Annotated in this window: 9 protein-coding genes; 2 read left to right on the top strand and 7 right to left on the bottom strand. The window is 71.7% G+C overall.

Going from position 1 to position 15,360, the window contains the following annotated elements:
• Nucleotides 1-251 precede the first annotated feature (251 nt).
• Nucleotides 252-5,192 (top strand): NAD-glutamate dehydrogenase, encoded by a 4,941-nt coding sequence (locus tag ACIBNE_RS19020; RefSeq protein WP_399272877.1) that lies wholly within the window; start codon nt 252-254, stop codon nt 5,190-5,192.
• A gap of 124 nt (nt 5,193-5,316) precedes the next feature.
• On the opposite strand, the gene ACIBNE_RS19015 is transcribed toward ACIBNE_RS19020, so the two are convergent.
• From ACIBNE_RS19015 to ACIBNE_RS19005, 3 genes are read right to left on the bottom strand one after another with little or no spacing between them, the layout of a single operon-like run.
• Entirely contained in the window at nt 5,317-6,525 is a 1,209-nt protein-coding gene (locus ACIBNE_RS19015) for a glycosyltransferase 87 family protein (protein ID WP_399272874.1), read from the bottom strand.
• Between the two features lie 59 nt (nt 6,526-6,584).
• Complete coding sequence (locus tag ACIBNE_RS19010) at nt 6,585-7,361, bottom strand: ABC transporter ATP-binding protein (RefSeq protein WP_399272872.1); 777 nt, start codon at nt 7,359-7,361, stop codon at nt 6,585-6,587.
• Nucleotides 7,354-8,277 (bottom strand): ABC transporter permease, encoded by a 924-nt coding sequence (locus tag ACIBNE_RS19005; protein WP_399272980.1) that lies wholly within the window; start codon nt 8,275-8,277, stop codon nt 7,354-7,356. The genes ACIBNE_RS19010 and ACIBNE_RS19005 overlap by 8 nt, the downstream gene beginning before the upstream one ends.
• Before the next feature lie 114 nt (nt 8,278-8,391).
• Between ACIBNE_RS19005 and ACIBNE_RS19000 the strand changes: the two genes are divergently transcribed.
• Nucleotides 8,392-9,012 carry a TetR/AcrR family transcriptional regulator gene (locus ACIBNE_RS19000; RefSeq protein WP_399272870.1) on the top strand — a complete coding sequence of 207 codons (621 nt, stop codon included), beginning with the start codon at nt 8,392-8,394 and terminating at the stop codon, nt 9,010-9,012.
• A gap of 33 nt (nt 9,013-9,045) precedes the next feature.
• Here the strand turns inward: ACIBNE_RS19000 and ACIBNE_RS18995 are convergent, their stop codons facing one another.
• From ACIBNE_RS18995 to ACIBNE_RS18980, 4 genes are all read right to left on the bottom strand, one after another.
• Nucleotides 9,046-11,328 (bottom strand): CDP-glycerol glycerophosphotransferase family protein, encoded by a 2,283-nt coding sequence (locus ACIBNE_RS18995; RefSeq protein ID WP_399272868.1) that lies wholly within the window; start codon nt 11,326-11,328, stop codon nt 9,046-9,048.
• Between the two features lie 222 nt (nt 11,329-11,550).
• A complete protein-coding gene (locus tag ACIBNE_RS18990; RefSeq protein WP_399272867.1) occupies nt 11,551-12,504 on the bottom strand; it encodes a carbohydrate ABC transporter permease in 954 nt (317 codons plus the stop codon).
• The gene (locus ACIBNE_RS18985) at nt 12,501-13,898 is read right to left on the bottom strand and encodes a carbohydrate ABC transporter permease (RefSeq protein WP_399272865.1); all 1,398 of its coding nucleotides are present in this window, start codon (nt 13,896-13,898) and stop codon (nt 12,501-12,503) included. The genes ACIBNE_RS18990 and ACIBNE_RS18985 overlap by 4 nt, the downstream gene beginning before the upstream one ends.
• Nucleotides 13,899-13,902: 4 nt before the next feature.
• Nucleotides 13,903-15,255 carry an ABC transporter substrate-binding protein gene (locus ACIBNE_RS18980; RefSeq protein WP_399272863.1) on the bottom strand — a complete coding sequence of 451 codons (1,353 nt, stop codon included), beginning with the start codon at nt 15,253-15,255 and terminating at the stop codon, nt 13,903-13,905.
• Between the last annotated feature and the right edge of the window lie 105 nt (nt 15,256-15,360).

Below are 15,360 nucleotides of genomic sequence, written 5' to 3'. Positions count from 1 at the left end.
TGGACCCGTGATCAGCGCGATACGCCGTGGGGGCAGCGAAGCCCCCGGCCTGCGCCCGGAGTGCCACCGCACCCGGGCGAGCGCTGATTTTCTCGTTCCGGGCCCCATGGCAACCGTAAAATTGGCCAATAACGGCTCGGGCGTCTCTCACCGCGGCATAACGTCGGACACGACCGGAGAACCCGCGTCGTGGCGTCGTGCCGAACCTTCCACCTACGTCACGCAACGGCGCGCGACAGGAGCCAGAGGACATGCAGACCAAGCTGGACGAAGCCAAGGCCGAGCTGCTCGCGCGGGCGGCGCAGGTAGCTGAGAACAGTCCGGTCGGGGGGACCGGGGGACTCGGAGGGGACTCCCCGGACGGGGAGGGCTCCGGCACGGGCGGTCTGCTCGCCTTCCTCCAGCGCTACTACCTCCACACGGCCCCCGAAGACCTGGCCGACCGGGACCCGGTCGACGTCTACGGCGCGGCGCTCTCGCACTACCGGCTGGCCGAGAACCGTCCCCAGGGGACCGCCAACGTGCGGGTCCACACCCCGACGGTCGAGGAGAACGGCTGGACCTGCAGCCACTCCGTCGTGGAGGTCGTCACCGACGACATGCCCTTCCTGGTCGACTCCGTCACCAACGAGCTGTCCCGCCAGGGCCGCGGCATCCACGTCGTGATCCACCCCCAGGTCGTCGTCCGCCGCGACGTCACGGGCAAGCTCATCGAGGTGCTGGGCGCCGAGGCCCGCAAGGGGCAGCTGCCGCACGACGCGCTCGTCGAGTCCTGGATCCACGTCGAGATCGACCGTGAGACCGACCGCGGCGACCTCAAGCAGATCACCGGCGACCTGCTGCGCATCCTGTCCGACGTCCGCGAGGCCGTCGAGGACTGGGAGAAGATGCGCGACAGCGCGCTGCGCATCGCCGACGACCTGCCCGGCGAGCCCACCGCCGACGACCTGCGCGAGCAGGAGGTGGAGGAGGCCCGCGAGCTGCTGCGCTGGCTCGCCGCCGACCACTTCACGTTCCTCGGCTACCGGGAGTACGAGCTCACCGGCGACGACTCGCTGACCGCCGTGCCCGGCACCGGCCTGGGCATCCTGCGCTCCGACCCGCAGCACTCCGCGGACGACGACCACCCCGTCTCGCCCTCGTTCAGCCGGCTGCCCGCCGACGCCCGCGCCAAGGCCCGCGAGCACAAGCTGCTCGTGCTGACCAAGGCCAACAGCAGGGCCACCGTGCACCGGCCCTCGTACCTCGACTACGTCGGCGTGAAGAAGTTCGACGCCGAGGGCAACGTCGTCGGCGAGCGCCGCTTCCTCGGGCTCTTCTCCTCCGCCGCGTACACCGAGTCCGTGCGCCGCGTCCCGGTCATCCGGCGCAAGGTCGCCGAGGTGCTGGAGGGCGCGGGCTTCTCGCCCAACAGCCACGACGGCCGCGACCTGCTCCAGATCCTGGAGACCTACCCGCGCGACGAGCTGTTCCAGACCCCCGTCGACCAGCTGCGCTCCGTCGTGACGAGCGTGCTCTACCTCCAGGAGCGCCGCCGCCTGCGGCTCTACCTGCGCCAGGACGAGTACGGCCGCTACTACTCGGCGATCGTCTACCTGCCGCGCGACCGCTACACCACAGGCGTGCGGCTGCGGCTCATCGACATCCTCAAGGAGGAGCTGGGCGGCTCCAGCGTCGACTTCACCGCCTGGAACACCGAGTCGATCCTCTCCCGGCTCCACTTCGTCGTCCGGGTCCCCGCGGGCACCGAGCTGGCCGCGCTCACCGACGCCGACGCCGACCGCATCGAGGCCCGCCTCGTCGAGGCCGCCCGCTCCTGGGCCGACGGCTTCCAGGACGCGCTGGGCGCCGAGTGCGGCGAGGAGCGCGCCGCCGAGCTGATGCGCCGCTACGGCAACGCCTTCCCCGAGGGCTACAAGGCCGACCACACCCCGCGCGCCGCCGTCGCCGACCTCGTCCACGTCGAGCAGGTCGTGCACAGCGAGGAGAACTTCGCGCTCAGCCTGTACGAGCCGGTGGGCGCGGGACCCGACGAGCGCCGCTTCAAGATCTACCGGACCGGCGAGCAGGTCTCCCTGTCCGCCGTGCTGCCCGTGCTCCAGCGGCTCGGCGTCGAGGTCGTCGACGAGCGCCCGTACGAGCTGCGCTGCGCCGACCGCACGCACGCCTGGATCTACGACTTCGGGCTGCGCATGCCCAAGGCGACCGGCAACGGCGACTACCTCGCCGACGACGCGCGCGAGCGGTTCCAGGACGCGTTCGCCGCGGTGTGGACCGGCGAGGCCGAGAACGACGGGTTCAACTCGCTCGTCCTGCGCGCCGGTCTCGGCTGGCGCCAGGCCATGGTGCTGCGCGCCTACGCGAAGTACCTGCGCCAGGCCGGTTCGACGTTCAGCCAGGACTACATGGAGGACACCCTCCGCACCAACGTCCACACCACCCGGCTGCTGGTGTCGCTGTTCGAGGCGCGGATGTCGCCCGAGCGGCAGAAGGCCGGCACCGAGCTGACCGACGGGCTGCTCGAAGAGCTCGACGGGGCCCTCGACCAGGTCGCCTCGCTCGACGAGGACCGCATCCTGCGCTCCTTCCTGACCGTCATCAAGGCCACGCTGCGCACCAACTACTTCCAGAGCACGGCGGACGGCAAGCGGCACAGCTACGTGTCGATGAAGTTCGACCCGCAGGCCATCCCCGACCTGCCCGCGCCCCGCCCGGCCTTCGAGATCTGGGTGTACTCGCCGCGCGTCGAGGGCGTCCACCTGCGCTTCGGCAAGGTCGCCCGCGGCGGCCTGCGCTGGTCCGACCGGCGCGAGGACTTCCGTACGGAGATCCTCGGCCTGGTCAAGGCGCAGATGGTGAAGAACACCGTCATCGTGCCCGTCGGCGCCAAGGGCGGCTTCGTCGCCAAGCAGCTCCCCGACCCGTCCGTGGACCGGGACGCCTGGCTGGCCGAGGGCATCGCCTCGTACAAGACCTTCATCTCGGCGCTGCTCGACATCACCGACAACATGGTCGCGGGCGAGGTCGTGCCGCCCGAGGGCGTCGTGCGCCACGACGGCGAGGACACCTACCTCGTCGTCGCCGCCGACAAGGGCACCGCCACCTTCTCGGACATCGCCAACGAGGTGGCCGTCTCCTACAACTTCTGGCTCGGCGACGCCTTCGCCTCCGGCGGCTCCGCCGGCTACGACCACAAGGGCATGGGCATCACCGCCCGCGGCGCCTGGGAGTCCGTGAAGCGGCACTTCCGCGAGCTGGGCCACGACACGCAGACCGAGGACTTCACGGTCGTCGGCGTCGGCGACATGTCCGGCGACGTGTTCGGCAACGGCATGCTGCTCTCCGAACACATCAGGCTGGTCGCCGCGTTCGACCACCGGCACATCTTCATCGACCCGAACCCCGACGCGGCCGTCTCCTACGCCGAGCGCCGCCGCCTCTTCGAGCTGCCGCGCTCCTCCTGGGCCGACTACGGCAAGGAGCTGCTGTCGCCCGGCGGCGGGATCTTCCCGCGCACCGCCAAGTCCATTCCGCTCAACGCCCACATCCGCGAGGCGCTGGGCATCGAGACCGGCGTCGCCAAGATGACCCCGGCCGAGCTGATGCAGACCATCCTCAAGGCGCCCGTCGACCTGCTGTGGAACGGCGGCATCGGCACGTACGTCAAGGCGTCCGGCGAGTCCAACGGGGACGTCGGCGACAAGGCCAACGACGCCATCCGCGTCAACGGCGAGGACCTGCGCGTCAAGGTCGTCGGCGAGGGCGGCAACCTCGGCCTCACCCAGCTCGGCCGCATCGAGTTCGCCGTCTCCGGCGGCCGCGTCAACACCGACGCCATCGACAACAGCGCGGGCGTGGACACCTCCGACCACGAGGTGAACATCAAGATCCTGCTCAACGGGCTCGTCGCGGACGGCGACATGACCGTCAAGCAGCGCAACAAGCTGCTCGCCGAGATGACCGACGAGGTCGGGCACCTGGTGCTGCGCAACAACTACGCGCAGAACACCGCCCTGGCCAACGCCGTCGCCCAGTCGCCCTCGCTGCTCCAGGCCCACCAGCGCTTCATGCGGCGCCTGGGCCGGGACGGACACCTCGACCGGGCGCTCGAGTTCCTGCCCAACGACCGGCAGATCCGCGAGCTGCTGAACAACGGCCGCGGCCTCAGCCAGCCTGAGCTCGCCGTCCTCATGGCGTACACCAAGATCACGGTGGCGGACGAGCTGATCTCCACCGGCCTCCCGGACGACCCGCACCTGCAGAAGCTGGTCCACGCCTACTTCCCGCAGCAGCTGCGCGAGCGCTTCCCCGAGGCCGTCGAAGGACACGCGCTGCGCCGCGAGATCATCACGACCGTGCTGGTCAACGACACCGTCAACACCGGTGGCTCGACCTTCCTGCACCGGCTCCGCGAGGAGACCGGCGCGTCCATCGAGGAGATCGTGCGCGCCCAGGCCGCGGCCCGCGAGATCTTCGGCCTCGCCGACGTCTGGGACGAGGTCGAGTCGCTGGACAACCAGGTCGCCGCCGACGTCCAGACCCGGATCAGGCTGCACTCGCGGCGCCTGGTCGAGCGCGGCACGCGCTGGCTGCTCGGCAACCGCCCGCAGCCGCTCCAGCTCGCCGAGACCATCGAGTTCTTCAGCGAGGGCGTCGCGCAGGTCTGGGCCGAGCTGCCCAAGATGCTCAAGGGCGCGGACCTGGAGTGGTACCAGGGCATCCTGGAGGAGCTGACCGCAGTGGGCGTCCCCGAGGGGCTCGCGCTGCGCGTCGCCGGGTTCTCCTCGGCCTTCCCCGCGCTCGACATCGTCGCGATCGCGGACCGCACGGGCAAGGACCCGCTGGCGGTCTCCGAGGTCTACTACGACCTGGCCGACCGGCTGCGGATCACCCAGCTCATGGACCGCATCATCGAGCTGCCGCGCGCGGACCGCTGGCAGTCCATGGCGCGCGCGTCGATCCGCGAGGACCTGTACGCCGCGCACGCGGGCCTCACCCAGGACGTCCTGTCGGTGGGCAACGGCTCCTCCACGCCGGAGCAGCGCTTCAAGGCGTGGGAGGAGAAGAACGCGGCGATCCTCGGGCGGGCGCGCGCCACGCTGGAGGAGATCCAGAGCTCCGACGCGTTCGACCTGGCCAACCTGTCGGTCGCCATGCGCACCATGCGCACGCTGCTGCGCACGCGCAGCTAGCAGGGCCCGTACGCACACGGGGGCGCCCCCCCCCCCCCGGGGGGGGGCGCCCCCGTTTCCGCAGGCGTCCGCGGGCGTCCGCAGGTGTCCGCGGGGGCGCGCCCCCGTTTCGGGAAGCGGCCCCTCACGCCCCGCGGGCGGGGACGCGGGGCTTGGCGGCCGTGGCCCGCCACAGGCTCCGGCAGGAGAGCGCGGCGGCCGTCAGCAGCAGCCCGTTGCGCAGCACCATCACCGTGCAGCCGACGGTGGTGCCGCTGGTCACCTCCCCGTACAGCAGGGGGAAGGCGAGCGCGCTGAGCGCGGCGGCCGGGAGCAGCAGCAGCGCGGGCAGCCGCTGGGTGGTGTGGCGCGAGGTGAGGCAGACGGCGGCGAGGCCGAGCAGCCAGACCAGGTACTGGGGGCTGATCACCCGGCTGGTGACGGTGAACAGCAGGACGGCGCAGAGCGCGGCGTCGAAGGGCGTGGCGGCGCTCCAGCGGTGCGCCCGCACCCGCCAGACCAGGAGCCAGAGGAACGCGGCGAGCGTGAGGACGAGCGCGAGCAGGGCGACGGACGAGACGTAGGGCCCGGTGACCTCCATCGAGCCGTAGCGGTACTCGACCTGCCAGCCGCCGTGCACCCGCTGCGCGAGGGAGAGCGCGGTGCCGCCGACGGACTCGATCTGCACGCCCCGGTCGCTCTGCTGCCGCAGGAAGTCCAGGCTCCCGGAGAAGGCCGCGGCCACGACCCCGAGCAGGACGGCACAGGCCACGGCGGCCGAGGTCCAGGCCTCCCTGGTGGTGCGGCCCCTGGGGGTGCCGATCAGGGTCAGCGCGGGCCACACCTTGACCAGCGCGCCGAGCCCGGCGAGCGCCCCGCCGACGCGCGGCCTGGTGCGCACCGCGAGGAGGCCGAGCACGGCGAACGCGGTGACCTGGACGTCGTACCGGCCGAAGGGGACGTGCAGGAGGAGCGGGAGTCCTGCGGTCCAGTACCAGGCGCCGGTCGAGCCCGCGCGGGCGAGCGCGACCGTGACGGCGAGGTCGCAGAGCACGGTGAGCGCCACGAAGCCCTGGAAGAAGGTGGTGCCGGGGAGCGCGCCCGGCGAGAGGATGACGAGCCCGGCGCCCGGCGGGTACTGCCAGGTGGGGTCGCCCTCCGGGAAGGCGCCGGTGGCCAGCTGTTCGTACCAGCGCCGGTAGAGGACGTAGACCTCGCCGGTGACGCCGCCGACGCCCAGGTCGTCGGCGACCAGGAGGTGGAGCATCAGGGCCCGGGTGGTCAGCCAGGCCAGGGCGAGCGGCAGGTGTCTGACGCGGACGTAGGTGGCGACCGCCGCGGGTTGAGTCGTCATCGAGCGGGATACTAGCCTCGTTCAGGCCTTTTGCCCGCTATGTCACTTCCGGTGGGCCGTCACTTCTTCGTGAACTTCTCGTACGCCGCGACGACCTCCTTCGCGGGGCCGTCCATCCGCAGCTGCCCGGCCTCCAGCCAGAGCGCCCGGTCGCAGGTCTCGCGGATCGTGCCGTTGCTGTGGCTGACCAGGAAGACGGTGCCCGCCTCCTTGCGCAGTTCGACGATGCGCTGCTGACTGCGCTTCTGGAACTTCGCGTCGCCGGTCGACAGCGCCTCGTCGATGAGCAGCACGTCGTGGTTCTTGGCCGCCGCGATGGAGAAGCGCAGCCGGGCGCCCATGCCGGAGGAGTAGGTGCGCATGGGCAGCGAGATGAAGTCGCCCTTCTCGTTGATCCCGGAGAAGTCGACGATGTCCTGGTAGCGCTCGCGGATCTCGTCCATCGTCATGCCCATCGCGAGCCCGCCGAGGATGACGTTGCGCTCGCCGGTCAGGTCGGCCATCAGCGCGGCGTTGACGCCGAGGAGCGAGGGCTGGCCGTGGGTGTAGACCTTGCCCCTGGTGGGGGGCTGGAGGCCCGCGATGGAGCGCAGCAGGGTGGACTTGCCCGAGCCGTTCGAGCCGATGAGGCCGATCGCCTCGCCCTCGTACGCGGCGAAGCTGACGCCCTTGACGGCGTGCACCTTGCGGACGCCGGGGGACTCCTTGCGGGAGACGATCCGGCTGAGCGCGGAGGTCGCGGAGCCGCGGCCGCCGGTGGTGCCGTGCACGGTGTAGGTGATGTGGACGTCGTCGACGACGACGGTGGGGATCCTGGTGGGAGTCGTCTCAGCCACGGCCGTAGGTCTCCTCTGCCTTCCAGAAGTAGATGAACCCGCCCACGGCGGCGAGCAGTGCCCAGCCGGTGGCGAGCGCCCAGACGTGCGGGGGCAGCTGGGCCGCGGTGAAGCTGTCGATCAGGGCGAAGCGCATCAGGTCGATGTAGACGGCGGCCGGGTTGCACTCCAGCGCGACGATCACCGCGTGCGGCAGGTCGCCCTTGCTGAGCAGGTGGTCGACGCTCCACATGACCCCGGAGACGTACATCCAGGTGCGCAGCACGAACGGCATCAGCGAGGCGATGTCGGGGGTGCGGGCGGCGAGCCTGGCCATCACCATCGACAGGCCGGTGTTGAACAGCGCCTGGAGCAGCAGGACGGGGACCGCGAGCAGCCAGGAGGGGTGCGGGTAGACGCCGACGAGCAGCAGGATCCCGACCAGCGTGCCCATCGAGAACAGCAGCTGCTGGAACTGCTGGAGCGCGAGGGCGACGGGGAGGCTGGCGCGGGGGAAGTGCAGGGCGCGCACGAGGCCGATGTTCCCGCTGATGGCGCGGGTGCCGACCGTGATCGAGCTGGCCGTGAAGGTCCATACGAAGACGCCCGTGACCAGGAACGGGACGTAGTCGGGGACGCCGTGCTTGGTGCCCATCAGGACGCCGAAGATGAAGTAGTAGACCGCCGCGTTGAGCAGCGGGGTCATGATCTGCCAGACCTGGCCCAGCTTCGCCTGGCTGTAGCGGGCGGTGAGGTGGGCGGTCGCGAAGGCCGTGATGAAGTGCCTGCGGTCCCAGAGCCGGCGGGTGTATTCGATGAGGCTCGGGCGGGCGCCGCTGACGGTCAGGCCGTGGCGGCGGGCGAGGGCGGCGAGGTCCGTCTCGTCGGGTTCTCGTCCCCCGGCGGGCCGCCGCGGGGGCGCGTCCGGCGGGGACAGGGTGGTCGGGCTCGTCACGTGGGGGCTCGCTCTCGATGGGACGGAACCGTATCGTCGCTACGTGGAGAGTAGGACGCCGGTACGTCGGAACGCAACCGTCCCGTCGTCACGGGTATGCTCATGGTCATGACCACGGACCCGGGAACACCCCGTCGCGCCCCAGCGGGAGCCGCAGTGCTCAGGGAGGACGTGACCGACGCGATCCGCGCCGCCGTCTTCGCCGAGCTGGCGGCGGTCGGGTTCGCACGGATGTCCATGGAGGGCATCGCGCGGCGCGCGGGCGTCGGCAAGACGGCGGTGTACCGCCGGTGGAAGTCCAAGCTGGAGCTGGTGCTCGACCTGGTGTCGGCCGTCGCGAGCCAGGGGATGCCCGCGCCCGACACGGGATCGCTGTACGGAGACGTACGGGCCCTGCTCGAAGTCGCCTCGCACGCCCTGCGACACCCCGTCGCCTCGCAGGTCATCCCCGATCTGCTCGTCGAGTCGGTGCGGCACCCGGAGATCTCCGACGCGATCAAGGCGGCGCTGCTGGACGGTCAGCAGGGGGTGGCGGCGGTCGTGGTGCGGGCGGCGGTCGCCCGCGGGGAGCTGCCCGGGGGGACGGATCCCGACCGGGCGCTCGATCTGATCGTGGGGCCGTTGTACTGGCGGCTCGTGGTGGTGCGGAGCGCGCTGCCCCCGGGGTACGTGGACGCGCTGGCCCGCGCGGCGGTGGCCGCGCTGCGGGAGGCGTAGGGCGGGGGCGGCGCGCCCGGCACGGGTTCCCGCCTAGCGGTGGCTCTCCTCGACGCGGGGCGCGCCCTGCTGGGGCAGGGAGACCGGGGCGCGGTCCTCCGGGGGGATCACCCGGGGCTCGCCCGGTGCGCCGCCCAGGAACACGTGGCGCACCACCCGCTCCGCCGCGCGGCCGTCCTCGTACGGGCAGAACCTCGCCCGGAACGCCGCGCGCAGCTGCGCCGAACGCGAGCCGCGCCAGTGCTCGGTGGAGAAGATGTCGATCAGCTCGTCCTCGGTGCGCGCGACCGCGCCCGGCGGGCAGGCGCGCAGGTCGAAGTAGGTGCCGCGGGCCGCCTCGTACGCCTCGGGGTCGTCGGAGTGGACGACGATCGGGCGGTCGAGCGCGGCGTAGTCGAACATCAGGGACGAGTAGTCGGTGACCAGCGCGTCGGACGCCAGGCACAGGGACTCCACCGACGGATGGCCGGAGACGTCCACGACGCGCGGGTGCGGGGCGCGGGTCAGCGGCTCCTCGTACGCGAAGTGCGCCCGCGTCAGCAGCACGAAGCGCGGCCCGAGCGCACGGGCGACGCGCTCCAGGTCCAGCGGCAGGCGCTGCGTGCGGCGGTAGTCGCGGTGGGTGGGGGCGTACAGGATCGCCGTCGCGGTGCTGTGGATGCCCAGCTCGGAGCGGATGCGGGCGATGTCGGCCGGTGTCGCGCGGTGGAAGACGTCGTTGCGCGGGGAGCCGTATTCGAGGGTGGTGTAGCCCGCGGGGAAGGCCCGTTCGCGGACCAGGGTGGAGTGGCGGTTGGCGGAGAGGGAGTAGTCCCAGGTGTCCGCGTCGGCGAGCAGCGCCGCGAAGTCCGTGCCGCCGGCCGCCGCCGGGTGGTCCCTGAGATCGAGGCCGGTGGACTTGAGCGGGGTGCCCCGGTGGGTCCGCAGGAGGACCTGCCCCGGCCGCTTGACCGGGCTGCCGCCGAACTCGGTGTTGTTGACCAGGTACTTGGCGCGGGCCAGTGCCGCCGCGTGGGCGAAGCCGCCGGGCGCGACGCGGCGGACGTCGTCGGGGACCGTGTGGTGGTGGACGGGGTGCGCGATCCAGGCCGTGCGCATCTCGGGCGCCAGCTCGCGGAGTCTGGCCTCGATGGCGGCGGGGTCGCAGGCGTAGCCGCCGTGCCCGTACGCCGCGAAGACCGCCTCGTTCCCGCGCAGCGGCAGCTTGAGCTGGACGCGGTAGTGCAGCCGGAGCGCGGCGGCGCGGCCCGCCCCGCGCGCCCCGGCGACGGCGGCGCGGACCCGGGCGCGCAGCCGCTGGGCGGCGCGCACGGCGCGGTACGTGCGGTGGTCGGCGTACCGGAAGAGCGCGCGGTGCAGCCGGACGCGCGGCGGGACGGACGCGCCCCGCGCGAGGGGCGCGTAACGGCGGCAGTGGGCGCGGGCGCGGCGGAAGAACTCCGCGCGGCACGCGCGCGGCAGGTCGCCGTGCGCGGCGAGCAGCGCCGAGAAGTGGTCGAGCATCAGGTGGTGCAACTCGGGCCGCCAGCCGTCCAGCGCGGGGCGCGAGTCGAGGAACGCGAAGACCCGGTCGTACTGGTCGAAGACGTCGAAGTGCGCCCGGTGCGCGGCGGGGAGCCCGGCTCCGCGCCGTTCGCCGGCGCGCCGCTCGCGGTGGTGCACGCAGACCGCGTCGAGCACCGCGATCGACCCGGCGGCCAGCAGCGCCCGGTGGGTCCAGGCGACGTCCTCGTGAGCGCCGGGCGGGAAGACGAGGCCCTGGCGCTCGACGAACTCCCGCTTGTACGCCTTGGTCCAGACGGCCGTGGGCGCCCCGAGCAGCCCGGGGCGGTCGGCGAGCGCGCGGGATTCGGTGCCGGTCCCGGTGCCGGTTCCGGCGTCAGTCCCGGTCCCGGCACCGGCGAGTTGCCCGGTGCGGCCGTCGCGGACCGTCCCGCCCGACCAGGACGTGCGCGCGTGGTCGTACGCCAGGACGTCGGGGCCGCCGGTCTCCTTGAGCCGGTCGGCGACGGTCTGCAGCGCGCCGGGCACGAGCGTGTCGCCGCCGTCGAGGAAGACGACGTAGTCGCCCGTGGCGCGGGCGAGTCCGGCGTTGCGGGCGCCCCCCGGGCCGGTGTTCTCCGCGAGGTGCACGGCGGTCAGGCGCCGGTCGCGGGCGGCGAACTCGTCGAGGATCGCGCCGCCCGCGTCGGGCGACGCGTCGTCCACGGCGATGAGTTCGAGGTCCTGGTAGGTCTGGGAGAGCACCGAATCCAGACATTCGTGCAGATAGGCCCGGACCTGGTACACGGGCACGATGACGCTGAACCGGGGCAAGGGGACATCCATGGGTCTCAGGGCTCGGGCGGACGGCCCGAGAACCGACGCGAGGACGGTCCGGTTACGCCGGACGTGGCATCCGGGGGACGAACGGGAGTGAAAGTGCCGGTTTTTGGGAACCGAACCGTTCCTGCACGGGTCAACGTGCGTCGTGCCCGCTCACCCACCCTTCCCGGGGGCCGCGGGTGACCGGTTGACGATCACCCGCGGCCGCCGCGACTACTTGACGGCGCCCGCCATGACCCCGGAGACGAACTGCCGCTGGAAGGCGAAGAACACGGCGAGCGGGATCACCATCGACAGGAACGCGCCGGGCGCCAGCACGTCGATGTTGTTGCCGAACTGCCGCGCCTGCTGCTGGAGCGCGACCGTCAGCGGCGGGTTCTTGGAGTCCGCGAAGATCAGCGCGACCAGCATGTCGTTCCAGACCCAGAGGAACTGGAAGATGCCGAGCGAGGCGATCGCGGGGCCGCCGAGCGGCATCACGACGCGTACGAACAGCCTGATCTCGCCCGCCCCGTCGAGCCGCGCGGCCTCCAGCAGCTCCCGGGGGATCTCCGCGAAGAAGTTCCGCAACAGGAAGATCGCGAACGGCAGGCCGAACGCGGTGTGGAAGAGCACCACGCCCAGCGTCGTCTCGAAGATCCCGATCGCCCCGAAGAGCTTGGACACCGGGATCAGCGCGACCTGCACCGGCACCACCAGCAGGCCCACGACCAGCAGGAACCACCAGTCGCGCCCGGGGAAGTCCAGCCAGGCGAAGGCGTATCCGGCGAACGCCCCGACGATCACCACGAGCAGCGTCGCCGGGACGGTGATCATGACGGTGGAGAGGAACGAGTCGGTGAAGGTCTCGTTCTGCAGGAGCTTGGAGTAGTTGTCGAAGGTGATCTCGGAGGGCTTGGCGAAGACCTTCCACCAGCCGCTGGCCGCGATGTCCTCGGGGCTGCGCGCCGAGGAGAACAGCACCCCGACCGTGGGCATCAGCCAGAGCAGCCCGACGAGCACGAGGAAGACGCGCACGCCCGCGCCCCCGAGCCGGGCGCCGACGCGGGCGGCGAACGATCGCCCGGCGCCCCCGGCGCCCCCGGCGCTCCCGGTGCTCCCGGCGCTTTTGGTGGAAGCGGCGGCTTCGGCGGGGGCGGCGGCCGCCCCCTGGTCCTCGCGCTTCATCGGCGGCCCCCTTCCTTGCGCATCCGGCGGATGTTGATCAGCATCACCGGCACCACCAGCAACAGCAGGAACACCGCGATCGCGCTGCCGAGCCCCAGGTTCGGATCGTCACCGAACGACGTCCGGTACAGCTCCAGGGCCAGTACGTTCGCGTCGTCCTGGGACGACCCCGGCGAGATGATGTAGACGAGGTCGAACACCTTCAGCACGTTGATCGTCAGCGTGATGAGGACGACCGCGAGCACCGGCGCCAGCAGCGGCACCGTCACCCGCCGGAACACCTGCCACTCACTGGCGCCGTCCACCCGCGCCGCCTCCAGGAGTTCGCGGGGCACGCTCGCCAGACCCGCCGCGATCAGCACCATCGCGAACCCGGCCCACATCCAGATGTACGCGCTGACGATGCTCAGCGTCACCACGGTCGGCGCCAGCCACTGGGGCAGGAAGCCCAGCGTGAGCTTCTTCGGGCCGAGCCACTGCACGCCCTGGTAAGGCGCGTCGAAGTTCTCCGCGGGCAGCCGCAGCAGCGCCCCTTCGGCCTTCGCGGGCAGCGTGAACGAGCCGTCGGCGCCCGCCTTCGCGGTGGCGACGACCTCGCCGTCCTTGACCGCCTGGATCTTCAGGCCCTTGAGCCCCAGCTCCGTCGGATCCACGACGTTCGGCCTGCCGCCGCCGCCCCTGGTGAAGTCCAGCCACGCCGTGCCGGAGATCCCGTCGCCCCGCGCGGCGGGCCGCACGGCGGGCTCCGCGGAGTCCGGCATGTTCTTCGGCACCACGCCCACCAGCGGCAACGACACCGGTGCGCCCGCCCGTACCGGCTCCTTGGTGACGAACGAACCGCCGCCGCCCGCCTTCAGCGGATGCACCGGCAGCGGATGCGCCCTGGGGTAGCCGGCCGTCTCGGCGAACGCGTCGTGGACGCTGGTGACGATCGCGTTCGCCACGCCGCGCTCCGGCTGCTGCTCGTACACCAGCCGGAAGATGATGCCCGCGGCGAGCATCGAGATCGCCATCGGCATGAAGACGACCAGCTTGAACGCCGTGCCCCAGCTGACCCGTTCGGTGAGCACCGCGAAGATCAGCCCGAGGACGGTGGCCACGGTCGGCGCCAGCACCACCCACCACAGGTTGTTGACCACCGCGGTCTGTACGGAGTCCTCGGTGAACAGCGCCCGGTAGTTGTCGATTCCGGCGAAGTCGTCGCCCGACTTGTCGAGGAAGGACCGGTAGACCGAGTACCCGATCGGGTAGACCACGAGCGCGCCGAGCAGCACCAGCGCGGGCAGCAGGAAGCCCGCCGCGACGATTCCGCGCGTGCCCGTCACGCTCTTGCGCTTCCCGCCTCCCGCGGTGGGGGGCACCTTTCCGGCGCCCCCCGCGGTCGCCGTCGTCACGGCGTCAGCTCTTGTACGCGGCGGTCGCGTCGGACTCCAGCTTCCGCTGGATCCCGGCGATGTCCTTCGGGTTCTTCAGGAAGTCCTGGAGCGCCTTCCACTCGCCCTTGCCCGGCGTGCCGCCGAAGGACTGCGGCATCTGGTCGGACATGTCGAAGCGGAAGGTGTCGCCCGCCTCGACCAGCGCATTCGCGATCTCGCGCTGCACGTCGTTGGGGTACGCCTTCGGGTCCAGGGACTTGTTCGGCGAGACGAAGCCGCCCGCCTCCGCCGCGATCTTCGCCGCGTCGGTGGAGGCCAGCCAGGTCAGCAGCGCCTGGGAGGCGGGGTTGTCCTTCAGCAGCACCGCCGCGTCGCCGCCCGTCACGACCGGGGCCTCCGCGCCCACGGCCGGGAACGGGAACACCTTGGCGTCCTTGCCGATCTCCGCCTTGGCCTGCGTGATGTTGGTCTGCGCGAAGTCGCCCTCGAAGACCATCGCGGCCTTGGGGGTCTCGCCGGTGAACGTCTGGGTCACCGAGGCCGGGAACTCGATCTGGAGCGCGCCGTCCGGACCGCCCGCGATCAGCGACGGCTTCCCGAACAGCTGGGCCAGCGTGGTCAGCGCGTCCTTCACGGACGGGTCCGTCCACTTGATCTCGTGCCGGGCCAGCCGGTCGTACTTCTCCGGACCCGCCTGCGAGAGGTAGACGTTCTCGAACCAGTCGGTGAGGGTCCAGCCGTCCGCGCCGCCGACCGACACCGGCGTGACGCCGGACGCGGAGATCGTCTCGGCCGTCGCCAGGAAGTCCTTCCAGGTCTTCGGCTCGGCCGCGCCCGCGTCCTCGAACGCCCGCGTGTTGTACCAGACCAGCGACTTGTTGGCGGCCTTGAAGTACACGCCGTACTGCTCGCCGTCCACCGCGCCGAGGTCCTGCCAGCCCTTGGAGTAGTTCTTGGCGAGCTGCGCCTTGGCCTCGGGGCCCACGGGCTTGGCCCACTTCCTGGTCACCGCCTGCTTGATGGCGCCGACCTGCGGGAGCATCGCCACGTCCGGCGGCTGGCCGCCCGCGATCTTCGTACCCAGGAAGTTGACGATCGGGTCCTGGGCCGGGACGAAGGAGACCTCCGCGCCCGTGCGCTTCTCGAACTCCTTCAGCACCTTGACGAAGTTGGCCTGTTCCTTGCCCGTCCAGACCGCGGCCACCTCGATCTTCTGGCCGTTCAGTCTGGGCAGTTGGACGCCCGCCGGGGACGTGGACTCCTTGCCGTCGCCCTTGCCCTTGTCGTCGCCGTCGTCGCTGCAGCCGACGAGGGCGAGCGCGCCCACCGCCGCGAACACCACTGCGGCCCTGCGTGGATGAAGAGTTCTGCGCATGACTGCCCCGTTCTCCGTCGTCCCGTGCCGACAGTCCTACGCCCGGCGTCCGGGGCCCGCAATACCACCTCCGCCGTCAACTCGGTGATCGTGATGGCGTCGTGA

The sequence above is a fragment of the Streptomyces sp. NPDC050504 genome, from assembly GCF_044458065.1.
Taxonomy (GTDB): Bacteria; Actinomycetota; Actinomycetes; order Streptomycetales; family Streptomycetaceae; genus Streptomyces.
Note: the sequence above shows the minus strand (reverse complement) of the source record. Positions and strands in the feature narration are given on the sequence as shown.

Excerpts from the sequence above, each read along its gene's own strand:
- ACIBNE_RS19020 (WP_399272877.1), top strand. The coding sequence starts at position 252 with ATGCAGACCAAGCTGGACGAAGCCAAGGCCGAGCTGCTCGCGCGGGCG.
- ACIBNE_RS19015 (WP_399272874.1), bottom strand. The coding sequence starts at position 6,525 with ATGACGACTCAACCCGCGGCGGTCGCCACCTACGTCCGCGTCAGACAC.
- ACIBNE_RS19000 (WP_399272870.1), top strand. The coding sequence starts at position 8,392 with ATGCTCATGGTCATGACCACGGACCCGGGAACACCCCGTCGCGCCCCA.
- ACIBNE_RS18990 (WP_399272867.1), bottom strand. The coding sequence starts at position 12,504 with ATGAAGCGCGAGGACCAGGGGGCGGCCGCCGCCCCCGCCGAAGCCGCC.
- ACIBNE_RS18980 (WP_399272863.1), bottom strand. The coding sequence starts at position 15,255 with ATGCGCAGAACTCTTCATCCACGCAGGGCCGCAGTGGTGTTCGCGGCG.